We start from the raw sequence: 23,910 nt of genomic DNA on the forward strand, positions 1-23,910 counted from the left end.
TTTTGCAAGTTTACGGTTACTGATGCCCAACTCACCTTGACGTCTTATGATGAAATCCAGGATGTTATCATAGGTTGTCATATTTTTATTAAAAACTTATCTCTCTCCTCCCTCGTACTGCTCGGCTGTCAGCCCTCTCTTTTTCCAATCTAATAAGATACGATCAACATAATCAACACTGTTTTTATCCTGTACCAACATTTCCCTGAATGCATAACGTAATAGCTTATCGTCATACTCCTCTTTCCATTGACAGATTATTTGCAGCTCCCTTTGTGATAATAAGCGGTTAAAGCGTTCTTCATACAGTTCTATGATTGGTGTACCATATAACTTTTGTTGTTCCTGCTCTTTTTCTTCAAGCTGTTTTTCAACATCCGGGAAAGGAGAAACAGGAAGGCTGTTTATATTACTTAAAAGATTATTTTCTTTATTGTATTTATTATCTTTATTATATTGTGGTTGATTGATGGTTATTTGTTGGTTATTTGTTGGTTGCTCATTGGTTGCTTGTTGGTTATCCTGCTGGTTGATTGACTGGTCTTTACTTAGCCTGTTAGGCTGATATTTGTCGTAGTTTACTACACTTATGACCGTTTCCTTGTTGGTTGTTTTTCTGGTTATTTCTTTAGTGTCTACTAGTTTGCCCAATGCTGTTCTAACCTGTTGTTCTGTCAACCCTGTTTCTAAAGATAAATTTTTTCGGGATGTCACGAAACTTCCTCGTTCTATAGTCCTCCCTTTATATTTCTGAGCTCTGTAATTAGCTCTGATCAAACAATGTAGGAACAGTGTTTTCACAGGCACATCCTTGTACCATTCCCATTCAGTGAATTTACGGAATAAATTCACATATGTTCCTAATTCTTCCAATCCTCACCACCTCAATCTGTTAGCTTTCTGTGACAAAAATCTCACATTTGCTGTTGTCTATCTCGATTCGTGTTTCGTCCGTGTGGGCGCCTGCACAGCTTATTTCGATGCATATATCGTACTCTTTAAGCAACTGTTCTGGCACGCATTTCTCTACGAGGATTTTCATATCTTCCCAATTCATTTTATGTCTCCTTTATCTCAATACCCTTTAATTCCGCCATTAGGCGCCGCTTTATCTTATATACGTCTGTAGGGTGACCTTTTGCATCTTCGACCACCAGAGCGCCTGTATCGTCGTTATAGACGAAGTCTGCAATATACTTTAAGGCTCTTCCATGCTTGTTTTTTGGAAAGAGTGTATAAGGCTCCTGCAGGCGGAGGTTTGTTATCTCCCCTGCCTGCTCCAGTAGCCGTAATTCTTGGTAACGTAATGCCTCGTGCTTGCTGTCAAACTTAATTCCGTCTACCTCTGTCTTAACCGCTCCATACTTGCTCTTTTTAGGCCTTTTGGGCGGTGTTTGTGTGGAGGTATACTTTCGTCCGTCTGGATAGTTAATCATCAACCACCGAATTCCTCAAACCGTACAGCTTCCATTTTCTTTTTCACTGCATTCATTTTTGATTCGATACTTTCATAAGCGATTTTAAAGCGTTTTAGGTCGCTTTCTTTCTTGGCTAATAAAACTCTCTTGTCTTTGACAAAATCACTCGCTAACGCTTGGAAATAACTCATAGCAGGCGGCTTCCCGGTATGTGTCTTCTCGTATACATCCCTCTGCTTATAGACCTGCAGGTTTTCTTCGTTGGAAACGTCCGCTTTCATAACATTAACCTCTTCATAAAGACGAGCAATCATTTCCCCGATAAGATATAACTGGTTTGCTAGATTTTCGATATTCCCTGCATATTGACTGGGAGCGCAGGCATCTACTTCATAACTGCTTATGAGTACATCCAGTTGTTCCTTGATTTGTATGTTCTCCCATTCCTTAATTCGGAAGGGATTGAACAGATATAAACGTTCATTCATTTTCTGTACCTCAATTCCAATTCATCCCAATCTGGATAACATTTTTTCAGGTATTCCCTCATCGCGAATTTAAACCTCTTAGTGTGTGTCCCTTGGTCTGCCTGCTGATGGCACTTTACACATCCACAAGCTAGGTTTTGTGGTATTCCCAATCCTCCTGCACCACGAGATATATAGTGGCAGATTTGAGGTGAAGAAAGGTATTTGCCACACCATATGCATCTGCTGCCATCCCGTTCTTTAACAATCTGTCTCACTTTTGAGGATATGTCGCAGGCTTTAGAACGCTTCGATTTCGCCATTGGTGACTACCTTTATCTGTTCGACTTCCGGAGTAACTTCAGTAATCATATTATCTGATGTCACTCCTTTCTTAATGCTTAATCGTACATGTTCTTTTATCGGCGTTATTTTTACAAACTTTTTATGCATCGCAGGGAATTTCTTTTTAAATGCTTTTGTGTCGAATTTTTCAGATTCACCTTCCAGTACCAGCGAAATAGTGATGTTCTCATCCCTGTAACCGGTGATTCCTCTCTTTTTCATTTCTTGCAGAAGCTGATTTCTAAATTCCTTTTCCTGCTCTTCGATAGCTTCCATAGCCTCTTTGAATGCAATAATCTTTCTCTCTGCATCTATAGAAAGGCTGTTATCGGTTTTAAGTAGATTCATCCATTGTCCTCCTGTTCTAAAATGCTTTCATAGGTATCACATAGTTTTTCTATCTGATCTACATTTAACACGCTGATATCCTGTGTAGCGATACCAGCTGCCATCGTTATGAAGTCGTTATTTTCTTTGTTTCGAAAATCATATCCTTTTGCAGTCAGTTCTTTGCGCAATTTACCATACCATTCTGTCGCATCTTCGAGGCGTTCGTCCTTTTTGGGCTTCTGTATTTGCGATTTTCCGTTGATTTCCGATGCATCCCATGCCTCATCAGCATCAATCATCCCTCCGCAATCTTCCACGAAGGTTTCTCTCAGTGCTCTTACGAGCGCAACCTTTTCTACCATAGTTGCGCCTTTCGTAGCCCAGTTACTGTTGAGTTCTCCATTCTTTTTACGCTGCGCAACTTCATCAAATGATACTGTGATTTCCGTAGGATGACTAATATCTTTGCGATACACTTTTGCCCATCCGCCAACGAGCTGTTCATCATTTAAGCGGAATGTTCCTTTCCTGAAATCTATAGAGCCATCAGCAAGTTTCACTATGATGCCCTGCTCTCTTCCATCGTAATTCTGGTTCATGATGGCTCTTTTTAAGATAGCATCTTTTCCGACGACCATTTGTGCAGGCTGATTCCCGAATTTGATTAAATACGCCTCTTTTGTAAATGGATTGAGCTTTCTGACCTTGCACAATTCCGAAAAGAATTTAAACTCCTGAATTGTAATCTCTCCTGCATCACTTCCTGCAATGAAATTCTGCACAATACTTGGAGTAAGTCTGATATTACTTCCTTCAACACTGTATTCAACAACAGCGATTTCGTCTTTATTTTCGTTCATTCTTTTCCTCCTCAAATGGGTCAATTTTCCCATTTATGATGTTTGTTACTTCTGCTAATTTTTTTTGCAATGGATACGTCTGTATCACAAGGGCTAAAATCAATCAAACAACTCTCTAAAGGATCTCCGCCTGTCGCTGAATCCCAACGTGTTACACCAAATCCGATTGGCATACCTTTGTTTATGCTAAGCATTAAATGATAACTAATATTATCCTTAGGTGTGGCGTTTATGATTAAGTTTGCTATCTGTTTTGCCGCTGTCTGAAATATCTTTTCCATCAAAATACCTCCTCAGTAGATCTGATATATCTCTCCACTGCTGTTTCCTTTCTTTCTTCTTCCTCAGCTTCCGCCTGCAGGTCTGCCAGTTCCTCAGCTGCCGGCTCCCACTCTTCGTCATAATGGTCTGGATCCATGTGGTTATAGATGGTTTTCATGATGCTTCTCCAGTAAAACAATCGGGTCACATATAACTCCCATGCACAGCGTGTTGTACATACTGATAACCAGATATATAGTTAATGCTGCATGACCGATTACTATGTATTCCCACATCATTAGTCCTCCAGCTCATCTGCATGTTCTCTCAGCCACACTTCTGCTCTCTGTGCCATGAGGTTAATTTCCCTTGCGCGATGGCGGTTCTCATTTATGTAGTGTTCTACCTCTGACGCTGTTTGCGGTAACCAATATCCTTTATCTGACGATGAGGACATGACCGGTATTCCTTCGCAGCGCAGGTCTTCAATGATTAATCTGTTTGTGCGATCATCCATACCGGTTATTTGTTTTAACATCGGTCTAGAGATTGCGTTATCCTTGCCTTTGCGGAGTATCATTCGTACTTGATTCTTAGCAAAGATATACGGTGTTTCTTTTGACAATTTATCCCTCTTTTCATGATTATGTGTAATAAAGAAAGGGTGGTTTTATGAAATTGATTGCTCAAGTAAATGCATATATTCAATCTTTTGTATCCAAAGTTTTTAACTGATCTATCCGTTCTTTTCTCCAACTTTTTATAAGTACTAAAGCGATATTGTCTAATAACATCCACCAAAATAGTAATTCTTTGATTGCTTCCATTTTAATTCACTCCCTTGCTTTTCCACTTTGTATCACTTATAATAAAGATGAATCTTTTTATAAGGGTTCGTGGTTTAGATGCTCTGTCCGCCAAGACTTGGGAGCATCTTTTTTTATGTGATACTTCTGCCACATAAGGCGCTGCATCCTTTTACAAACGGTAAAATGTTCACAGACGACCTCTGGTTTCCCTATTGTAATTTCTTGAGCAGGACCATTAACATATGACGTGTTTTTGGTTATTGCAGGTTTGATTATTAATACCTGGTATGGACAACCTAAACATTCCTGTAGATACCTCACTTCAACTATTGATTCTGTGTCCACTCCTTCACTTCCTTTCCTGCTTGCGTTTCTTCCGAGGATCAAACACATCCTCACTGTAATATGCCTCATACCATGAGAGAGGTATCCTACGTTCGTCGTAAAGCTTGACTTTTCCGAACTCTTTTTCATATTTCTCACGGCATGTTTGTTTTATCGTACAAGCCATACCATATCCAATCGGATTATCTGGATTTCGCTCATTGTGAATACGCTGAATATCCTTCGCTGTTACAAATCTTGCGATAGGCATAATATCACCCCTTATGTATGCAGAATTTATTCACAAAATAAATCTGTCCTTTTCCCGTTACTTTTGTGGTTCGTGTTGTTCTAACACTTCCGTCTGGATTGTTGACTGTCCGCTCTTTGATTTCAAACAGTCCTCGTTCCATTGCTTTTTGTGTCGGCATATTGTAGTTATCTCCTTTGGTACAGAGATACTCGTTTTCTCGCATCCATGTAAATAACCTGTTTTGCCCGATATCGCATCCATTTTGTTTAATGAGCTTTGCCAACTGTCCTATGAGAATGCTGTCATGACTTGTTGATACTGCATCAGCAAATAATGCCTTAGGCTTCATTTCTTCATTTTCTATACGCAGTGTTTGTAATTCTCTTTGTGACATCTGCAATGCTCGTGCCATGACCTTCTGTGGGCTGTTCCAGTCATTTTCTAGTTGAATGAAATACTGTCTTGCTTGTTTACCTTTTTCGTTACGTTGAATCATAGCGATTTCTTTCGCCATTTCAATAGTAATCTGATAATCAGTGGCTGGGCGTCCGCCTGTACTTTCTTCCAAAAATGGAACAAAGTCTTTTGTTTCCTCAAATCCATATTCGCACATACGTCTGAACCATGTTGTGAAATTACTTTCAATTTCCAAGAATCCATGTAAATCTCTTGCCAGTACCGTTATACGGTCGTTGTCGTGTTGAATCTTTATTAACTCGTGCATAACTTTCCTCCTTTCTAGCACGCTTTTCCATGCGTAGGCGTTCGGCAATTTGCAACTTCTTGTCTTATATGGCCACTGACAAGAACGCCAATATCAAATTCTGAATAGTCATATCCGTTGTCCTGCAAAAATTTAATCAATTCGCACACTCGTTCGTTGCCTTTCCGCTTGGCGATTTCCATATATTCTTTTGCTGTCATTTAATCACCTCCTTTGTGATTGAATAATTGACCTTTCCTGCAAATGTGATAGTATTTATTTACATGGAAAGGGGGTGAAAATGTGAATAACTATCAATTAGAACAATATCTCAATGACTATTATGCGATGTTAAGGAAAATCACAGAACCAATAAGACAACTTGCCGAAAGTTATACGGAACAAATTAAACAAATTCAGCAAGTTGTCTCCGATGCCATTAAACCTTCAATAGATAAAGCGAATGAAGCTCTTCGTGAATATCATGAGAAAATGAAAGAGTTCATTGAATATGCGAAAGCAATATCCATTATGTATAAAGAAGCACCACCTTCTTATGCAATAGAGGAAGAAACAAGCATACCTGAATCTGTGGAACAAGAGAATAGCCCATCTCGTGCTCCACCTGATAAATCATTCACTGAAAAACTTTTGTTTTGGTACATATATCTGACACTTGCACTCATGCCAGTTATTCCGTACTTAGAAAGACTTATAATTGACAGTTACGTGTTCGAGATATTGAAAATTGTATTCAAGTTATTTGGCGTGTATCTTTGATGCATGCCTTTTCTTCACCTCCTTTACATTAACTACGCCATCATAATATCGTACTTAGTCATTTATGTCAAGTTATTTTGTTATTTTTATTGACTAAGTACGATTTAAAGTATATCATAATGACGAGGAGGTGAAAAAAATGAATGGTCGTATAAAATTGATACGAAAAACATTAGGAATTAGTCAAAGAGACTTTGGAAAAAAAATTGGTATAAGCGACACAGCTGTATCAAAATTAGAAAGTGGCGAACGAAATCCGTCAGAGCAGACCTTAAAATCTATTTGTCGAGAATTTAACGTAGATTACTTCTGGCTCACTGAGGGCGCAGATGTCGACATGTTCATGAAATTACCAAATACGCTGATGGAAAAATTATCAGAACGGTATAATCTGAACAAAAAAAGCCAGATGGTTTTAAAAACCTATCTGGAGGCGCCGGATGATGAAAAGGAAGCAATCGAAAATTTTCTTACAACGTTGGCAGAAAATCTGCAAAAAGAAGGCAAGGAGTGATTTTCCTTGTCTTTTTTATTAGTGATTCAATTTTATCCATAGTAGTTCATAATACAATTCTCTCAATACTTTTAACGATTTCACTCCCCTCACCATTTTTACGATATGCCTTATGTAAAAATCTTCTGTTTCCATGATCTTTATCCTCCTATAAAATTGGTAATATTTTCTATAGCTATATTATATCGCAAAAAATATAAAATTGGTAACGCTGCCAATTATTTCTGTAGATGTCCAATAAATTGGACAAATCCCCTATTTAAAGTCAGACTCAAACAAGTCTGTTATTTTTATATGTAACGCCTCCGCTATTTTTTCAAGTTGGTGTATAGTAGGTGATGTTTTTCCGTTTTCGTAGTTGTTTAAGGTGCTTTTAGTAATGCCAGTTAGTTTTGACAAATCGCGCAGAGTCTTCTCTTTTTCTATACGCCGTTCATATATTAGTAATTTCACTATAATATTATATGCAAGTAAGTATTTTGTGATTCGTTTTTAAGTGATATAATATAATAAACAACAGTATGGAGGGAAATGAAAATGAAAAAACTGTTCGCTGTATTTTTTAGCGCAGCAATGCTTTTCAGTATGGGAGGTTGCGCCTCTGAGCCTACGCTAGAGTCAGAATTGGGAAACAAAACGGTAGCTAAAATGATTGAAGACGCCAATAAGCAATTAGCTGATGAAGGCATAAAAGACTTAAAATTCAAATCCTATGATAAATCGTTTGAAAAAGTTGAATATGAAAAGGAAAACTTAAGTATCCTTTATTTTTTAGAGAACGACGGATCAGTAAGTAAAATTAAAGTTAATGATAAAGGGAGCGACGAATATGTAGATGCTGTTAATGCAGTTTTAAAGCTTGAATGCTTAGGTCTTACAGTAAATGATAACAATCAGATCGTCGGTTATTTTAACGCTGGTAAAACAGAAGAAACAAACATTGACGGATACACTGTGAGCATGGATTCTGATTCATTCACTATACACAACAAAACTGAGGAATCTTTATCAAAAGCTATTCCAGTCACAATCGATGAAATTGAACTTGTAGACTTGCGGTTTGAAGAAGATTCCATAGGCACAATATACATGAAAGCGAAGTTTAAGAACAATTCAAAGAAAACTTTAAAAAGCATAAGTTATGCTTACGAGGTTGACGGTGAAAAACAGTATTTAATGTGTTATGACACGCTCCTCCCTGGTGATACAAGTACCGTTGAGGATATGTTTGGTCCTGCATCAAAGAATAAAAAGGATATTAAGCTCTTGAGTGCTGACTTCACATTAAAAGGCGAGAATACTGATGATGACATTTATGTAGAGTATGACGCAAAAACCAAGGAATATAAATGGTTCTAATCATATAAAAACCGCTATGAATCAGCGGTTTTTATATGCCTAGCAGTTGTTTCTTTTTTGTGGAAAACTCCTCATTCGTTATGATCCCTATATCAAGCAATTCTTTAAGCTCCTTAAGTTCATCGTATTTACTTGTTTTAGGCTGTTTTGGCACTGTTTCTGCCTTGTTGGTGTCTTTATTCATAAATTCAATAATCTTTCTGTCAGCGTCTTTAAATAGGTGTGCATATGTTTTTCTGATGGTTTCGACGGTGTCCCCCAATCTCTGTGCTATCTCATAATCAGAGTATTGGTCAGCTTTATTGTTGATCAAGTATGACACATGAGAATGGCGAAAATCATGCACACGTATAAGGCGCAGTGAATTCCCGGCTGCATTTGCAGACTCAACTCCACGAATAAGATTTTTGCGAATCGTCTCGGCTGGAAGCGGTCTATCAAAACCAAATACAAAGCATTCGGCGTTATATCCAAAAAGCCTCTCACAATACGTTTTCTGCTCTATCATAGCAGTTTTTACGATATCTGGCATAATTATAGTACGCATGCTGTTTTGTGTCTTAGGACTTGTAATTTCCCACGCTTTCCCCTTTATTTTGTTTGTCACTGTTTTATAAATTCTAATTGTGTTTTTATCAAAATCTATATCCTTCCATTGTAATGCCTGAGCTTCTCCTTTTCGTGTTCCCATATAATACAAAAAGACATAAAAGCGTTGCATTTCTGGATTTTTTACATAGCGTATAAATATCTCAAATTCGGATGGTTCCCAAAACAACATTTCTTTTTTTACTTCGTCTTTGAATGCCGATCTGCGTACTTTTGTCATAGGATTTATAACGATATAATCCTCATCAACGGCATACTTAAATATTTTGTTTATGGTGTAGTAATACTTCGATACATACGACTTACTGTACTTTTCTTCCAGTCCTTTTATAAATTTTTGTAGGTACTCTTTATTGAATAGATTTATTTTCTTTTTTCCAAAAACTTTATTGCATTTATCTATGATATCCTGGTCTGTCCGGATGGTCACAGCTTTAACGTTGACAGCTTGTGCAAGATATTCTTCTGCCAGCTCAGCAAATGTCTTATTGTATTTTGCCACTTGGATAGCCTGCCATTGTTTTACAAACTCTGTTTCGTATTCTCGCGCTTCGTTAACGTATTTACATCCTCTAGCTAATTTTGTATACCTATAATAAGTTCCGTCTTCTCTTTTAATATTGCCTTGTATGTACCACTTTCCGTTACGTTTAGATACTGACATAATCTATCACCTCTATACGTAATATACATTAAAAAAGAGCGTATTTCAACATATTTTTACGTATATCACTACGTACAGATGTGGTATATCAAAATCAGAGTATTAAAAAAGCCTTTAAACAAAGGCTTTAAAATCTTATTGGTGGAGGTGAGGAGAGTCGAACTCCTGTCCAGAAACAGCCCCACGTACAGACCTCTACAGTTTAGTCCATGAAGATTAAGACATCAGCAGGTCATGAACATCCGCTGATGAATGTGCCTGAAGAATTTTCGTGAATCTGATCTCAGGCAAACCAGATTCCTTAACCCTTGCGTCTTACGCGCACATCCACATGGTCAAGGAAGAAGCATGCAGAGGCGGCTGCGAACCTATATCGGTTATTAAGCAGCGAAAGCCATTCTCTGGTTTCCACCAAAGAGGTTAGCTAATTTAGTTTTTCCGTTTAAATTTAATTGGTTATTACGTAACCACTCGACTGCAGTCTGTACCAGACATATCCCTGTCGAAACCAGTACACCCCCGGTTTTCAGGCATTGATAGTTTACCACAAAATACCGCAAACTACAATGCCGTTTGCTTTTTTGGCGAATTTTCCAGTCTAATACTGATTCTTCATCGCCTTTTCTATCTCGCGCTTGGCATCTTTTTCCTTTTGAACATTACGCTTATCATGCAGATCCTTCCCTTTTGCCAGAGCAATCTCCATTTTTGCCATTCCTTTTTCCAGATATACAGAAATCGGAATCACTGTGTAGCCCTTCAGCTTTACCTTCTGCTGCAGCTTACGGATCTCTTCCTTATGCAGGAGCAGCTTTCGTATTCTGGTTTCATCATGATTGAACCGGTTGCCAAACTCATACCCCAGAATATGCATTTCCTTTACATACGCTTCATCATTGGTAAAGCTGATATACGCATCCCGAATTTGGACATGACCCTGGCGAATGGATTTGATCTCCGTTCCCTGCAAAACCAGTCCGGCTTCAAAGCGTTCCTCCAGAAAATATTCATGAGAGGCCTTGCGATTAAATACAACAATTTTTCTTCCTGCCATGCCTGTGTTCCTTTCTAATATACGATCTTCACTTTATCATTCATAACCCTGTTCACAAGATTTATGTAATACTCCCTTGTATTATCCTGATGATACTGCGTCGTCAGTGTATGACGTGCAGCAAGTTCATTTGTATAATCCTTCAGAGTATATGTACGAAAGAATGAGAAATTCCCTTCTATATGAGTAACGGTTGGAAGAAACTCCACATTTTTAAAGCTCACTTCACCATTCGTTCTATTATAGGACAGGGTCCAGCTTGCCATGCCTCCCAGCATATTCTCATGATCATCCTGTGCAGACAGGAAATTGCCAAGTGAATAGATGACAAGAGTCTGATTCCCGTCTTTTCCTGTCACATAATCCATCGGCTGTATGACATGCGGATGCTCACCGATAATGACATCCACACCCAGATCACTCAGGAACTGTGCAAGCTCTTTCTGTTCCTCATTCGGCTCAAAGGAATACTCGGTTCCCCAATGCATACTAACGATTTGGACATCGCTGACCTTCTTCAGCTTTTCCACATCATTTTTTATTTTATCCTTATCAATCAAATCAACCATGTACTCTTTACCTTTTGGAAGAACATAGCCATTCAACCCATAGGTATATCCAAGTATTCCAAACTTCACACCCTCACGGGTGATAACCTGCAGCTGCTCACTTTCCTCTCTTGTCGCATGACTTCCCGTCACCCTGATATCCGGATGATGTTCCTTCATGTAAGCAAGCTGATTCAAGATACCCTGTACACCGGCATCCAGTGTATGATTACTGGAAGCCGCCATCCAGTCAAAGCCTGCATCCGCAACCGCATCCAGCACCTCGTAAGGCCCGTTAAAGGATGGATAATGGCTCAATCCCAGCTCCGTACCGCCGCAAATCGTCTCCTGATTGATATAGGCGATATCCGCCTTGCGTGTATAGCGGTTTGTATGCTCATAAATATCCTTAAAATCATAGGTGCCATCCCCCTTGGCATTGTAATAGAAAATTGCACCATGAATCAGATTATCCCCTACCGCAACAAAGGATACATCGCGGATATCATCTTTTTCCTCTGATTTTACAACGGGGGGCTGCGTCCTTTTCCTGCTTTGTTTCCTTCTTGCCGCTTTCCCCTGAGCAGCCTGCCACAAGCAGCATACACCCCAATACAATCCAGAATTTCTTCATACTATTCCCTCTATATTCTATCGGGATGCCTTCCTGCGCTGTCGCTTTTTCTTCTCTGTGACCTCGAAGTCGACCTCCCGTTTGAAACGATCCGCTCCACTGCATTTCACACGTACCTTTTGTCCCATTTTATACACCTTAGCCGTATGCTCACCAATCAGAGATTTCGTCATTTCATCATAATGATAATAATCATCCGTTAGGGATGTCACATGCACAAGACCCTCAACCGTGTTTTCCAGCTCGACAAACATACCGAATTTGGTGATACCGCTGACAACACCGTCAAACATATGCCCGACAAAGCGCTCCATATACTGCGCCTTTTTCATATCGTCTACTTCCCGCTCCGCATCCACTGCATTGCGTTCCCGCTCACTTGCCTGATTAGCGGCAGCCTCACACCACAGCTCATCCTGCTTCATGCGCTCGACATCATCACTGGATGTAAAGATATAACGCCGCAGCATTCGGTGAACTACCAGATCCGGATAACGCCGAATCGGCGAAGTAAAATGCAGATAATTTTTCAATGCCAGACCGAAATGCCCGATACAGCGGTTATCATAGCGTGCCTTCTGCATAGCCCGCAGCATAAAGCTCGATAACACAAAATAATTCTCCTGTCCTCTGGCCTCATTCAGCAGACTCTGCAGCTGTGCGGGGTAAACATTTTGTATACCGCCCTGAAAATTATAGCCGAGTGACTTTGCAGTAGTAGCAAAATCACGCATTTTCTTAGGCTCCGGAGCTTCATGTATTCGATACATGGAAGGGACCTCCATCCATTTCATGTGCATGGCGACACATTCATTTGCGGCAATCATAAAATCTTCAATGATCCGCTCACTCTCTCCGCGCTCCCGCAACACAATATCTGTCGGATTTCCCTTTTCATCAACGAGAATCTTTGCTTCTCTCGTATCAAAATCTATCGCTCCCAGACGCTCTCTTCGCCGTCGGATGATACCGGAAAGCACCTTCATGTCGAGACACAAGTTCAACAGGTGCGGATATTCTTTCTGTGACTGCGCATCACCCGCAAGAATCGCATTCACCTTTTTATATGTCATTCGCTCATCACTGCATATAATGGAAGGATATATCTTATAATTGTCGATTTCACCCTTCTTATCGATATCCATACAGCATGTCAGCGTAAGCCGGTCCACTCTTGGATTCAGGGAACAGATTCCATTGCATAGGGCGTGGGGAAGCATCGGTACCACACGGTCAACGACATAGACCGAGGTACCTCTGGCATAGGCCTCCTGATCAATGGCACTTCCCGCCCTCACATAATGGGAAACATCCGCTATATGAACATACAGCCGGTATCCTTTATTGTTTTCCAGCTTTTCCACAGATATGGCATCATCCAGATCCTTGGCATCCTCTCCATCTATCGTAATGGTCAGCAGCTTTCGCAAATCCTTGCGCTGTGCAATATCATCCTCTTGGATGGTTTCCGGTATCTGCTGTACCTCCTGCATGACATCCTCAGGAAACTGCGGATTGATATCCTTTTCCAGTAAAACGGATAAAATATCAATACCCGGATCATATTTATAACCGATTTCCTTCTCAATATGGCACTTCAGTACAGTCCCATAGCTGTCAATTCCTAGCAGAACCTTGGAATCATTCACAAGACGGAAATCATCGAAGTTTGTTATTCTAACCTTGCGGTAATTCAAAAATGCATCCGACAGGAAATATTTTCTGCCCTCTTTGATTTTCACGGTTCCCACCAGCTGTCTGACACTGTGCTCCAGAACCTCAATCACTTCTCCCTCAACACTTTTATCATTGTTTGTCCATGTCTTCGCAAAAACAATATCCCGATCCATACCGAGACCCAGGTGATCCCGACCTATATAATAGCTGGTATCCGCTGTTTCCACAAAGCCGAAGCCTTTCGGATTGATGCGTAGTGTACCTGTAACATACCCCAGCTCTTCACTTGTGAAATAACGCTCCTTGGCGTCTCTTGCGAGTATATGCTCTGCTTCCAGATCATTTAACAGCTTCATCAGCTGTGTGAAGGATGCACTGTCTTCCATATCCAGGGCTCTTGAAAGCTGTGCCGCATGCATACCTCGATAACCGTTTCCATGAATCAGCGCCAGCAGTTCTTCTTTTTTATTCATAGCTCATCAGCCCTCCTTTTTTCCTATAACAATATTATACCATTAAAAAAAGACCTTAGACGGTCTTTCTTACTTACTTAACAATACGAATGATTATAACAAGAGCGAAAAACACAATTCCTGTCACCAGAGTGACATTGGACATGACTTTTTCAGAGCCACGTTCCTTAACGTTTGCGAACAGGTTCAGTCCTTCACTTCCACCGAAGGCGCTTCCCAACCCGTCAGATTTTCCGCTTTGCAATAAGGAGAGTATTATTAAAACGACCGCTGCAATCATCAGTAAGGTGTCTAAAATGCCCATAATAATCCTCCTTTCTCAATACGTTCCTAACCATTATAACAAACACACGGATAAAAAACAATTTATTTTTTGTAAAAGGACGAGATTCTCCTGTGATCAAGGCATAATTGATGTATCTTGTATGCTGTACATAAGACTTATACTGTCAGATGCTCCCTCCTCGATCTGAACACGCTCCAGCTTCTGCCCCACAGACAGGACGAAAAACAGCTGCTTAACGCTCTCACTATATGATATAGGGAACACTGACAACGGAAACATTGCGCAATTTGCTCAGCTGCAGCTTTAGCTGCATGGAGGTTTGATTGTGCAGAGCATGAAAACGTTTTTTCTTCATAACGAATTGCGGTAGAATCACCGTTACACTTTCCTTCTTTTTCAAATCGTTCTGCGCTTCCTCGACATGATGCAATATCATTTCATTCACATTCCGGTATGGAGCATCCTCGACGACCAGCGGAATATCGAGCCGCATTTGCTGATACAGCTCCTGCAGCTTTTCAGTCGCCTCCGCATTCGTATTTACGTGATAGAATTCCATTTCCCTCACCTGCAGGGAGCATGCATAATGATAAGCCTTCAGAAAGCTGCGGTTGATGGAATCAACAGGCAGTATGACTCTTCCATGGATCTGCAGATCATACGGCTGCAATTCCTCGGCAGAACGGATTTTCAGGCTCTCCTTGACATAGTGGTAATGCCGGCGTATCCGCTCCATGATATATACAAGAACCGGAATGCAGATCAACACGATCCATGCACCGTGCAGAAATTTACTTGCTGCGATAATTATACACGTAATTCCGGTGATCACCATACCGGCTCCGTTGATGAATGCCTTATGCTTCCACTTATCTTCCTTTCTTTTCACCCATCGTACAAACATTCCCGCCTGTGATAATGTAAAAGACAGAAATACACCGACTGCATACAGCGGCATCAAAAGATGGGAGGATGCATGAAAATAGATCACGAGTGCGGCAGAGAGGAAAAACAGCAACAGAATTCCATTGGAGAAGCTTAAACGGCTCCCCCTTGACATAAACTGTCTTGGCACGAAACCATCCCTTGCCAGAATGGACAACAGTAATGGTAAATCCGCAAAGGCTGTGTTTGCAGCCATTGTAAGAATAACTGCGGTCGTTACCTGCACCAGATAAAACAGCAGAGTCCCGTTTCCGAAAACAGCCTCCGCGATCATGGCGATCACCGTCACATTCGCATTCGGTATAATATGATATAAGGAAGCAAGTGCAGAGATTCCAAGGAAAATCACAAAGACCAGCCCTGCCAGAAGGTACAGCACACGCTTGGCATTTTTCTGCGCCGGTTCACGGAAATTAGGAATTCCGTCGCTTACTGCCTCTACGCCGGTCAGTGCCGTACAGCCGCTGGAAAAAGCCTTTAGAAACAGCAGCAGACCTGCATTCTCCACATACTGCGGCATAGCTGCGGAAACAGCCGGAGTTTCATGGAATATCAGCACCTTTACAAAGCCTGTGACAATTAACAGTAAAATCGTGATAATAAACAGATAGGTCGGAATCCCAAACAGAACACTGCTGTCCTTCATTCCCCGCAGATTGCCAATCGTAAGCAGGCTGATAATTATCAGCGCGATGCCCGTACGCATAGAAAGCAGCTGTGGGAATGCGGAGGTGATTGCTGCTGTTCCTGCACAGACACTGACCGCCACTGTCAGCACATAGTCAATTGCCAGAGAAGCGGCCGCAATCAATCCGAATACCTTTCCCAGATTATCACTGGCAACGATATAAGAGCCTCCTCCCTGCGGATAACAATTGATGGTCTGCCGATAGGAAAATACCAAAATAAAAAGAAGAAATACAATTGCAAAGCCGACCTTCATCAACAGTCCGTAGGATGCCATTCCCAATACAGGAATCAATACCATCAGAATTTCCTCACAGGCATAGGAAACGGATGAAATCGCATCACTTGAAAGGACAGGAAGTCCCCATATCACACTGAACTTCTCATGATCCAGTGCATCACTGCGCAGCGATTGTCCCAGCACAAGATGCTTTATTTTTTTTAACATAGCTACTCCCTCGATTTCTATGAAACATGCAGAAAATATCTGCTGACATTATTTTATGCTTCCAGCGGAAATAGTCAATTCATACACAGGTTTATTTAGATAAACTTTATATACGATATAGTTTCGCAAAGTATGATAGAAATTCATTAGAGAAATGCTAGAAATCCTTATCATATGAAAAGGCCCTGATGGACTGATCAAGCTCGAACAGACAATAGCCGGTATCAAATCGCAGAATTCTGCAGGTCGCTCATGGACTGGGAAACAGGTAAAGGGATTACCTTTCTTTGGTATGCGACAGGAAAAGTATATAAGCGGCGGCCCTGAAGCACTCTTCGCAACAGCTTGTCCTTAATTTCTATAAGCAGTGGGCCACATTATTACCGCATTGCCTGAATCCGCTGCACTGTGGCTGAAAACCATTTCACAACAAAAGGGTATCCTCCTGTAAATTCGAGAATACCCCATGATGTATTTATAAACGCTGAATGAACGCTTAATGCTTGTAAATGTTATAGAATGCTGATTTTCCCTGGAAAAGAGCAACATCACCCAGCTCTTCTTCAATACGAAGCAGCTGATTGTATTTCGCAATACGATCTGTTCTGGACATGGATCCGGTTTTGATCTGTCCCGCATTGAAGGCAACTGCGATATCCGCAATTGTCGCATCCTCAGTTTCACCGCTTCTGTGAGATACGACAGCCGTATAGCCGTGTTTCTTTGCGAGCTCCATTGCATCGAAGGTTTCTGTCAGTGTACCAATCTGATTCACCTTAATCAGGATGGAATTCGCGATATCCTTATCAATTCCCTCCTGCAGGATTGCCGGATTTGTGACAAACAGGTCATCCCCGACAATCTGAATTTTCTTACCCAGATGCTCCGTCAGCTTTTTCCAGCCATCCCAGTCGCGTTCTCCCAGACCGTCTTCAATGGAGATAATAGGATATTTCTCAACCAGTTCATCGTACCATGCTATCATTTCATCTGTAGTCTTGGAGCCCTGTCCGGATTTTTTCAAATCGTACATCTTTGTTTCTGTATTATAGAACTCACTGGCCGCAACGTCCATCGCAATGCAGATATCCTCACCGGCACGGAAGCCGGCAGCCTCGATTGCTTCCATAATACATTTCAGCGGCGCTTCATTGTCTTCCAGGTTTGGCGCAAATCCACCCTCATCACCGACAGCAGTGACCTGTCCCTTGCTCTTCAACACTTTTTTCAGGGCATGGAAGGTTTCAGCACCCATACGAATTGCTTCGCGAATGCTTTTTGCGCCTACCGGCATAATCATAAACTCCTGAAAATCCACTGAAGAATCCGCATGACTTCCGCCGTTTAACACATTCATCATAGGTACCGGCAGTGTCTTGGCATTGATACCGCCTAAATAGCGATACAGTGGCAACCCATAGTAATCCGCAGCAGCATGTGCAACCGCAAGAGAGATTCCCAGAATCGCATTCGCTCCGTATTTGGATTTATCCTTAGTTCCATCGGCATCAATCAACGCCTTGTCAATTGCAGCCTGGTCAGTAACATCCATTCCCAAAACCACATCGATCAGAATATTGTTAACGTTCTCCACTGCCTGCAGTACACCCTTACCGCCATAACGGGAAGGATCGCCGTCACGCAGCTCCAGTGCTTCTCTTTCTCCAGTGGATGCCCCGCTTGGCACCATGGCACGACCTACAAATCCGGAAGCTGTTTCCACTTCCACCTCAATTGTAGGATTTCCTCGAGAATCCAGAATTTCTCTGGCATGAACATTTGTAATCAATGACATAACCTATGTCCTCCTTTATCTACACTTTTTATACATGCACAGTATAGCACAAACCCCCTTTTGTCTAAAGGAGTTTGCCCAAACTAACACATTTTCACACAATTTATTCTGCAAGTAATTCTCTAAGATCATCAATGGTACGCGTTGGATAAATCTGTAGTTTTTCCACATCCTCGCGCTGATGCACACCACTGGTCACAAAAATTGTATCCACATGGTTTTCCACACCCAGCAGGATATCCGTTTCCAGATTATCTCCCAGAATTACTGCCTCATCCGCATTCAGCTGAAAATATTTCAATGCTTCCTCCAGAATCGGAGCATGCGGCTTCCCGATTTTCGGAGAAACCTGCCCGCTCGCATATTCAAACATCGCTACAATGGAACCATTGCCTACCGCAAATCCACCCGGCTGTGCAAGCAGGCGGTCATTATTGGTACCGATCAGCTTCGCTCCCTTCAACAGAAAATCCAATGCCTTTGAATATTTCTCATAGGTACCTGTGTTATCCAGACCGACAAAGACCAGATCAACATCCTGCTCTGTAACGGTAAAGCCGTTATCCTCCAAGGCCTCTCTTAGTCCATCCTGTCCGATATACCAGACGTTTCTTCCCTCATAATGCGCAGCCGCATACCTAGCCGCTGCCATGCTGGAGGTAAAGAAATGCTCTTCCCGGATACCGGTGAATCCCATCTGTTCCATATGCTCCACATTCTGGCGCTTTGTACGCTTTGCATTATTCGTCAGAAAAACAAAACGCTCGCCCCGTTTCGTCAGCGTGTCGATAAACTCCTTAGCACCTTCTATAATCTGTGATCCGCGATACATGGTACCATCGAGATCTATGAAATATGTTTTTTTCATACTGCCACCTGCTTTCTACTCCTTAATGATATAGAAAGCACCATTTTTGTCAAGTGGCACCTATCTGCTTTTCCCTCTTGTTTTCTTCTTTTTCGGGTTAACCAGGAGCAGGCCGATAATAATCAGAATAGCCGGCCAGTAATTCCCCACAAGATAGTTGAAATACATTGCCATTTGATCCGGATCAAAATTAGGCTTGAGAAGAAGCACAACACCACTGATTCCAATGATAAATCCTGCCCGTTCCCGCATTTTTATCACTTCCTGCCTCTATTATAGGAAGATACAGCGACGAATTTTGTCAGTTTCCCGCCATGTCTGCATATTTTTTTAAATAGCTGCATATATGCACAGCAGTCAATTATTTCCACTTTATTAAGGAAACAGTTTCTATCCTATGCTCCTGCTGTTTAAAGGAGGCCCTGAAAAGTCTTTTGAGTGCTCATTAAGGTAAACGAAAAAAGACGCAGGTATTCTACGTCTCAATTATTTTATAGAAATTCGCAGCGCTTTAAAGCTCCACTTTCTCCAATTCGCCGTATCCGATTTCCGTCGGAGTTTCACGCCCAAACAGAATGGTCAGTACAACAGCTGTCTGAGAATCCTCATGCAGCTCCTCAACTGTTCCTTCAACATTGGCAAAAGCCCCGCTCAGAATGCGTACACGGTCTCCAACAGCAAAATCGATCTGTACCTTACGCTCACTCATACCAAGACGGCGCAGGATGCTCTCCATTTCCTCTTCAGCAACAGGGAACGGCTTCGCACCACCACCACTGGATCCGATAAATCCGGTAACGCCCGGCGTATTACGTACGATATACCATGCTTCATCTGTCATGATCATTTCAACAAACAGATAACCGCTGAACAGGTTGGTCGTTTTCTCTACTTCCTTACCGTTCTTGTATTCAATCTCTTTTTCTTCTGCGACAATTACACGGAACAAATAATCCTGTAGTCCCATGGATTCCACACGACGCAACAGATTTTCTTTTACACGATTTTCATGTCCGGCATATGTATTGACCACATACCACTGCTTTTTATTTTCCTCAGCCATGCTTTACCTCCTACACGATTCCAATCAGTTTCAAGAAACCGGATGATACAACCTGACACAGGTAAAAGAATAAGGCCAGGAATGCTACAAATCCAAATACTGTTACACTGTCTCTGGCAAGATCCTTTGCCTTTGGCCAGCGTATTCTCTTCATTTCGGTTAAAATCCCGTTAATACTGAACCATTTCATAAGCTGCCTCCTTATTTCGTTTCCTTGTGAAGTGTATGTTTACCGCATTTCTTGCAGAACTTCATCAATTCAATACGCTCATTATGCGTTTTTTTGTTCTTTGTAGTTGTATAGTTTCGAGAAAGACATTCGGTGCAGGTTAATATGACTTTATCGCTCATCAGGAACACCTCTTTCTTTGCCTATTTACTTTATCATAAAGAAGTGGTTTCGTCAATTTAATTTCCAATTCCAAGCAGGAATGCTGCGAATTCTACCGCATTTCCTCCCTTTCCCTGTCTTTTCGTACCTTCTGTAGTGTATTATCCACTTTTTTCACCTTGACCTGAAGCGTGTCCGCAATCTGGCGGTACGTATATCCAAGCGCACGCAAATCGACGATTCTTTTTTCCAAATCGCTGAGAGCCTCCTTGCGTGTATTCACACGATGCTGAAATTCATAGGAAACCGCAAAGCTTTCATTAGGCTTTTCCATAATATCAAGCAGACAGTAGCCTCCCGCATCCTCGCGTATACAGCTATCCAGGGAAAGCACACGTCGTTCATGTGCCGACTGCCGGTAACAGTCAATCAACAGATTGTGAAATACACTGCAAAAATAATGATAGAAGCTGGCCTCCTGATCCTCGCGATAGTCATCGATCGTCTGTACAAGCTTGAGTCTTGCCAGCTGCAGGTAGTCATCCTCAGATAGCCCGCTTTTGCAGGCTCCGATATATTTCTTAATCAGCTTATCAGCTATTTCCTCATACTTATGCATGAGGGCTGCAAATGCCATTTCGTCTTTTTGTCGTATTAAATATAGTAATTCATAATCGTTTTCGTAAACTTCTTCCATCTGTTTTCTCTCCCCGAAAGGGAAGCAGAAAATTACAGAGGATGGCGCTGTGCGTGAATCTGGTAAAGCAGGATGCCTGCTGCCACGGAAGCATTTAAAGAGCTGACGCTTCCCTCCATCGGCAGCCGGACACAATAGTCGCAATTCTTTTTCACAAGAGAGCTGATACCGAAGCCTTCGCTGCCAATCACAAGAACAAGAGGTACATCATACTGTCCTTCACGGTAATCGCGAGAGTTCTCAAAATCTGTTCCGACCACCCAGTAGCCCTGCTTTTTCAGGTATTTGATTGCCTGTACAAGATTGGTGACCACGCTTACCTTTACGGTATCAATTGCTCCGGTACTCACCTTGGCAACCGTCGGTGTCAGACGAACATTGCGATGCTTTCCAATGATGACGCCATCTGCCCGGATACAGTCGCAGGTACGTAGAATCGCCCCCAGATTATGAGGATCCTCCAAGCCGTCCAGCATCACCAGCAGCGGCTGTTTTCCCTGCGGAACGCTTTCCAGCAGCTCTTCCAGCTCCCAGGTCTTGTAATCGTCGATACAGGCGGCAATGCCCTGATGGTTTCCGTTCAGCAGCTGATCCATCTTCTTTCTGCCCAGAACCTTTACAGGGATTCGTCTTTTTTTGATTTCACCTTCCAGTGCTGTATCACGGATTCCCTCCTGTATCAGAACCTCATGAATGGGCTTCCCGTCCTGCAGAAGCTGCTTTACAACATTCTTTCCATATACATACTGCGTCATTGGTATTCTCCTATCTTCTGAATTTCCTCCCACAAGGCCTTCAGACGGTCCTCCTGATGCGTCAGATACAGCCAGCCGAATAATGCCTCCAGACCGGTTGACATACGGTAGGTTGTCACATCCGCATTTTTTGCCTTGCTTGCGGAATGGGTATTGCGTCCGCGCAGGACGATTGCATATTCCTCTTCACTGAAAAATGCACGCTCCTTCAGCTGAATCAGAAAATACGCCTGTGCCTTCGCACTCACCCAGGACTCACTCTTCTTCTGTAAAATTTTGGATTTCTGCCAGCCCTGTGCCAGCAGCATTTCCCGAACCAGCAGCGACATGACAGCATCTCCCATATAGGCAAGCGATGTTCCGTTATACTCCTTAATATCCATTACAGGATACCCTTCTCTATCAGCTTCGCACGGTATTGATCAGCCGTCTCAAAATCCTTTTCCTTAACGGCTGCCTTCCACTGACGGTGCAGCTGTTTGTCTTCCTCGCTCATTGTCAGACGCAAAAGCTCAATGCCCAGCACATCCATCATTTTCTCCAGGGTACGAACCAGTGCCTTCACCGCCTGCAGATCACTTTCTCTCTGACGCAGTGCCTGATTGAGAGCCTTAACAGTTTCAAACACAGCCGCAAAAGCATTTGGTGTATTCATGTCATCCTGCATAGCATCAAGAAACGGCGCAAGCTGTTCCTCATCACAGGTCTCATCCATGTCAACATCGGCAAGACCCAGTTTAACATATGCCTGCTTCATTGCCGTAGCCACGCGGTTCAATTCCTTTTTCGCCGTTTCGATTGCTTCCTCATTGATATTCAATGGTGCACGATAGTGTGCAGACAGCATGACCCAGCGCAATACATTTCCACCGATTTTCGCAATCATATCCTTTGCCCAGATTACATTCCCCAGACTTTTGGACATCTTCTCTCCATCAATATTCACCATACCATTATGAATCCAGTAATTGGCAATCGGAGAGTCATAGGCTGCACGAGACTGTGCAATCTCATTTTCATGATGCGGGAATTTCAAATCCATACCACCGCCGTGAATATCAATCGTATGCTCACCGCCAAACTCCTGATTGATCATGACTACACATTCCGTATGCCATCCCGGACGTCCCACAGACCATGGAGAATCCCACTTGATACCTTCTTCTGTTTTTTTCCACAATGTGAAATCCAGCGGATTTTCCTTCTTGCTGTTCTCGTCAATACGCGCACCAACAAGCAAATCCTCGATCTGCTGATTGGACAGCTTTCCATAGCTTTCCACACTGTTTACTCTAAAATACACATCGCCTTCCATTTCATATGCATGTCCCTTATCCACCAGCAGCTTAATAAAAGCAATAATGGCATCCATGGTTTCTGTAACCCTTGGAGCCGCATCCGGCATTGCAGCATGCAGGGATAAACGGTCATGATTATATGCATCTATAAATTTCTCTGTAATTTCTGCTTCACTTACTCCACATTCCTTTGCGACCTTGATGATCTTATCATCAACATCGGTATAATTTGACACCATTTTAACGTTGTACCCAATCGCCTGAAACGTGCGCTTCAGCGTATCGAATACAACGATGGGCCGGGCATTCCCGATGTGGGGATAGTTATATACTGTTGGACCGCATACATACATATGCACCTCATTTTCATGCAGGGGTTTAAATTCTTCCACCTTTTGATTCATACTGTTGAATATTTTCATATCATTTCCTCCTTATAAATAAAAAAAGCACTTATATTATAGAGACGCTGATTCGCGCGGTTCCACTCTATTTGAAAAATGCTTTTCCACTTGGTACGTTAACGCCGAACTACGTATTCTTCTACATTATCGAAAAATCCCTCCAAGGGGCATTTCCCGCATGAATTGTTTCTGCTTCCACCATTCAGAAATCGCTGTCTTTCCATACATATGCCGGTACTCATCCTTGTCAC

At 42.0% G+C, this 23,910-nt stretch carries 34 protein-coding genes, 1 other RNA gene and 1 other annotated feature (1 of these 36 only partly in view); of the genes, 3 read left to right on the forward strand and 32 right to left on the reverse strand.

The window, feature by feature from the left end; genetic code table 11:
• Positions 1-96 precede the first annotated feature (96 nt).
• The 14 genes from KSZ58_RS11450 to KSZ58_RS11510 form a co-directional block, all read right to left on the reverse strand.
• Positions 97-873, reverse strand: a complete 777-nt coding sequence (locus KSZ58_RS11450; protein WP_008728313.1) for a DnaD domain-containing protein — start codon at positions 871-873, stop codon at positions 97-99.
• Between the two features lie 19 nt (positions 874-892).
• Positions 893-1,057 carry a hypothetical protein gene (locus KSZ58_RS11455; protein ID WP_217752757.1) on the reverse strand — a complete coding sequence of 55 codons (165 nt, stop codon included), beginning with the start codon at positions 1,055-1,057 and terminating at the stop codon, positions 893-895.
• Between the two features lies 1 nt (position 1,058).
• A complete protein-coding gene (locus KSZ58_RS11460; protein ID WP_233104399.1) occupies positions 1,059-1,436 on the reverse strand; it encodes a DUF1064 domain-containing protein in 378 nt (125 codons plus the stop codon).
• A complete protein-coding gene (locus KSZ58_RS11465) occupies positions 1,436-1,906 on the reverse strand; it encodes a hypothetical protein (RefSeq protein ID WP_217752759.1) in 471 nt (156 codons plus the stop codon). Before KSZ58_RS11465 ends, KSZ58_RS11460 begins: the two co-directional genes overlap by 1 nt.
• Before the next feature lie 279 nt (positions 1,907-2,185).
• The gene (locus KSZ58_RS11470; protein ID WP_217752760.1) at positions 2,186-2,578 is read right to left on the reverse strand and encodes a hypothetical protein; all 393 of its coding nucleotides are present in this window, start codon (positions 2,576-2,578) and stop codon (positions 2,186-2,188) included.
• Positions 2,575-3,420, reverse strand: a complete 846-nt coding sequence (bet, locus tag KSZ58_RS11475) for a phage recombination protein Bet (RefSeq protein ID WP_217752761.1) — start codon at positions 3,418-3,420, stop codon at positions 2,575-2,577. The genes KSZ58_RS11470 and bet overlap by 4 nt, the downstream gene beginning before the upstream one ends.
• A gap of 20 nt (positions 3,421-3,440) precedes the next feature.
• Entirely contained in the window at positions 3,441-3,701 is a 261-nt protein-coding gene (locus tag KSZ58_RS11480) for a hypothetical protein (protein ID WP_217752762.1), read from the reverse strand.
• Positions 3,701-3,859 (reverse strand): hypothetical protein, encoded by a 159-nt coding sequence (locus tag KSZ58_RS11485; RefSeq protein ID WP_217752763.1) that lies wholly within the window; start codon positions 3,857-3,859, stop codon positions 3,701-3,703. The genes KSZ58_RS11480 and KSZ58_RS11485 overlap by 1 nt, the downstream gene beginning before the upstream one ends.
• The gene (locus KSZ58_RS11490) at positions 3,843-3,980 is read right to left on the reverse strand and encodes a hypothetical protein (RefSeq protein WP_217752764.1); all 138 of its coding nucleotides are present in this window, start codon (positions 3,978-3,980) and stop codon (positions 3,843-3,845) included. The genes KSZ58_RS11485 and KSZ58_RS11490 overlap by 17 nt, the downstream gene beginning before the upstream one ends.
• Positions 3,980-4,306 carry a hypothetical protein gene (locus tag KSZ58_RS11495; RefSeq protein WP_217752765.1) on the reverse strand — a complete coding sequence of 109 codons (327 nt, stop codon included), beginning with the start codon at positions 4,304-4,306 and terminating at the stop codon, positions 3,980-3,982. The genes KSZ58_RS11490 and KSZ58_RS11495 overlap by 1 nt, the downstream gene beginning before the upstream one ends.
• A 79-nt stretch (positions 4,307-4,385) precedes the next feature.
• Positions 4,386-4,508, reverse strand: a complete 123-nt coding sequence (locus KSZ58_RS23205; protein WP_008728211.1) for a hypothetical protein — start codon at positions 4,506-4,508, stop codon at positions 4,386-4,388.
• 331 nt (positions 4,509-4,839) lie between these two features.
• A complete protein-coding gene (locus tag KSZ58_RS11500; RefSeq protein WP_118002153.1) occupies positions 4,840-5,085 on the reverse strand; it encodes a hypothetical protein in 246 nt (81 codons plus the stop codon).
• 4 nt (positions 5,086-5,089) lie between these two features.
• On the reverse strand, positions 5,090-5,791 hold the full coding sequence (locus KSZ58_RS11505; RefSeq protein ID WP_216882161.1) for a phage antirepressor KilAC domain-containing protein: 702 nt from the start codon (positions 5,789-5,791) through the stop codon (positions 5,090-5,092).
• 14 nt (positions 5,792-5,805) lie between these two features.
• The gene (locus KSZ58_RS11510; RefSeq protein ID WP_118002155.1) at positions 5,806-5,991 is read right to left on the reverse strand and encodes a hypothetical protein; all 186 of its coding nucleotides are present in this window, start codon (positions 5,989-5,991) and stop codon (positions 5,806-5,808) included.
• A gap of 82 nt (positions 5,992-6,073) precedes the next feature.
• Here KSZ58_RS11510 and KSZ58_RS11515 point away from each other — a divergent pair, with 82 nt between their 5' ends.
• Both KSZ58_RS11515 and KSZ58_RS11520 read left to right on the forward strand, forming a co-directional pair.
• Positions 6,074-6,550: a hypothetical protein gene (locus KSZ58_RS11515; RefSeq protein WP_217752766.1), complete on the forward strand. Its 477-nt coding sequence runs from the start codon at positions 6,074-6,076 to the stop codon at positions 6,548-6,550.
• A 139-nt stretch (positions 6,551-6,689) separates the two neighbouring features.
• Complete coding sequence (locus KSZ58_RS11520) at positions 6,690-7,064, forward strand: helix-turn-helix transcriptional regulator (protein ID WP_118002157.1); 375 nt, start codon at positions 6,690-6,692, stop codon at positions 7,062-7,064.
• 255 nt (positions 7,065-7,319) lie between these two features.
• On the opposite strand, the gene KSZ58_RS11525 is transcribed toward KSZ58_RS11520, so the two are convergent.
• On the reverse strand, positions 7,320-7,517 hold the full coding sequence (locus KSZ58_RS11525) for a helix-turn-helix domain-containing protein (RefSeq protein ID WP_083415872.1): 198 nt from the start codon (positions 7,515-7,517) through the stop codon (positions 7,320-7,322).
• Between the two features lie 84 nt (positions 7,518-7,601).
• Between KSZ58_RS11525 and KSZ58_RS11530 the strand changes: the two genes are divergently transcribed.
• Entirely contained in the window at positions 7,602-8,423 is an 822-nt protein-coding gene (locus KSZ58_RS11530) for a hypothetical protein (RefSeq protein WP_217752767.1), read from the forward strand.
• Between the two features lie 31 nt (positions 8,424-8,454).
• Here the strand turns inward: KSZ58_RS11530 and KSZ58_RS11535 are convergent, their stop codons facing one another.
• The 17 genes from KSZ58_RS11535 to cysS all read right to left on the reverse strand — a co-directional run bounded on the left by KSZ58_RS11535 (position 8,455) and on the right by cysS (position 23,677).
• Entirely contained in the window at positions 8,455-9,696 is a 1,242-nt protein-coding gene (locus tag KSZ58_RS11535) for a tyrosine-type recombinase/integrase (protein ID WP_217752768.1), read from the reverse strand.
• A 139-nt stretch (positions 9,697-9,835) separates the two neighbouring features.
• Positions 9,836-10,217: a transfer-messenger RNA gene (gene ssrA, locus KSZ58_RS11540) on the reverse strand.
• 77 nt (positions 10,218-10,294) lie between these two features.
• Positions 10,295-10,750: an SsrA-binding protein SmpB gene (gene smpB, locus KSZ58_RS11545; RefSeq protein ID WP_002605967.1), complete on the reverse strand. Its 456-nt coding sequence runs from the start codon at positions 10,748-10,750 to the stop codon at positions 10,295-10,297.
• Between the two features lie 14 nt (positions 10,751-10,764).
• Positions 10,765-11,916, reverse strand: a complete 1,152-nt coding sequence (locus tag KSZ58_RS11550) for a CapA family protein (protein WP_247230535.1) — start codon at positions 11,914-11,916, stop codon at positions 10,765-10,767.
• A 33-nt stretch (positions 11,917-11,949) separates the two neighbouring features.
• A complete protein-coding gene (gene rnr, locus KSZ58_RS11555) occupies positions 11,950-14,082 on the reverse strand; it encodes a ribonuclease R (RefSeq protein WP_009270624.1) in 2,133 nt (710 codons plus the stop codon).
• A gap of 73 nt (positions 14,083-14,155) precedes the next feature.
• Positions 14,156-14,386 carry a preprotein translocase subunit SecG gene (secG, locus tag KSZ58_RS11560; protein WP_002605970.1) on the reverse strand — a complete coding sequence of 77 codons (231 nt, stop codon included), beginning with the start codon at positions 14,384-14,386 and terminating at the stop codon, positions 14,156-14,158.
• Between the two features lie 226 nt (positions 14,387-14,612).
• Positions 14,613-16,448: an APC family permease gene (locus tag KSZ58_RS11565; protein WP_008816602.1), complete on the reverse strand. Its 1,836-nt coding sequence runs from the start codon at positions 16,446-16,448 to the stop codon at positions 14,613-14,615.
• 496 nt (positions 16,449-16,944) lie between these two features.
• Entirely contained in the window at positions 16,945-18,243 is a 1,299-nt protein-coding gene (gene eno, locus KSZ58_RS11570) for a phosphopyruvate hydratase (protein ID WP_002605972.1), read from the reverse strand.
• A gap of 103 nt (positions 18,244-18,346) precedes the next feature.
• The gene (locus tag KSZ58_RS11575; protein ID WP_009270625.1) at positions 18,347-19,111 is read right to left on the reverse strand and encodes an HAD-IIA family hydrolase; all 765 of its coding nucleotides are present in this window, start codon (positions 19,109-19,111) and stop codon (positions 18,347-18,349) included.
• A gap of 60 nt (positions 19,112-19,171) precedes the next feature.
• Positions 19,172-19,363 carry a hypothetical protein gene (locus tag KSZ58_RS11580; RefSeq protein ID WP_002605974.1) on the reverse strand — a complete coding sequence of 64 codons (192 nt, stop codon included), beginning with the start codon at positions 19,361-19,363 and terminating at the stop codon, positions 19,172-19,174.
• A 259-nt stretch (positions 19,364-19,622) separates the two neighbouring features.
• On the reverse strand, positions 19,623-20,174 hold the full coding sequence (nusG, locus tag KSZ58_RS11585) for a transcription termination/antitermination protein NusG (RefSeq protein ID WP_008816599.1): 552 nt from the start codon (positions 20,172-20,174) through the stop codon (positions 19,623-19,625).
• 10 nt (positions 20,175-20,184) lie between these two features.
• A complete protein-coding gene (secE, locus tag KSZ58_RS11590; RefSeq protein ID WP_002605976.1) occupies positions 20,185-20,364 on the reverse strand; it encodes a preprotein translocase subunit SecE in 180 nt (59 codons plus the stop codon).
• An 11-nt stretch (positions 20,365-20,375) separates the two neighbouring features.
• Positions 20,376-20,525 carry a 50S ribosomal protein L33 gene (gene rpmG, locus KSZ58_RS11595; RefSeq protein WP_002605977.1) on the reverse strand — a complete coding sequence of 50 codons (150 nt, stop codon included), beginning with the start codon at positions 20,523-20,525 and terminating at the stop codon, positions 20,376-20,378.
• A 92-nt stretch (positions 20,526-20,617) separates the two neighbouring features.
• Positions 20,618-21,202 carry a sigma-70 family RNA polymerase sigma factor gene (locus KSZ58_RS11600; RefSeq protein ID WP_008816598.1) on the reverse strand — a complete coding sequence of 195 codons (585 nt, stop codon included), beginning with the start codon at positions 21,200-21,202 and terminating at the stop codon, positions 20,618-20,620.
• Positions 21,203-21,234: 32 nt separating this feature from the next.
• Positions 21,235-21,957 (reverse strand): 23S rRNA (guanosine(2251)-2'-O)-methyltransferase RlmB, encoded by a 723-nt coding sequence (gene rlmB / locus KSZ58_RS11605; protein WP_002605979.1) that lies wholly within the window; start codon positions 21,955-21,957, stop codon positions 21,235-21,237.
• The gene (locus KSZ58_RS11610; protein ID WP_002605980.1) at positions 21,954-22,340 is read right to left on the reverse strand and encodes a Mini-ribonuclease 3; all 387 of its coding nucleotides are present in this window, start codon (positions 22,338-22,340) and stop codon (positions 21,954-21,956) included. Before KSZ58_RS11610 ends, rlmB begins: the two co-directional genes overlap by 4 nt.
• On the reverse strand, positions 22,340-23,677 hold the full coding sequence (gene cysS, locus KSZ58_RS11615) for a cysteine--tRNA ligase (protein WP_009270626.1): 1,338 nt from the start codon (positions 23,675-23,677) through the stop codon (positions 22,340-22,342). Before cysS ends, KSZ58_RS11610 begins: the two co-directional genes overlap by 1 nt.
• A 37-nt stretch (positions 23,678-23,714) precedes the next feature.
• Positions 23,715-23,910 (reverse strand) — a binding site (T-box leader); it runs 9 nt beyond the window's last position.

This window comes from Erysipelatoclostridium sp. DFI.2.3, from assembly GCF_019132535.1.
GTDB lineage: Bacteria > Bacillota_I > Bacilli_A > Erysipelotrichales > Erysipelotrichaceae > Clostridium_AQ > Clostridium_AQ innocuum.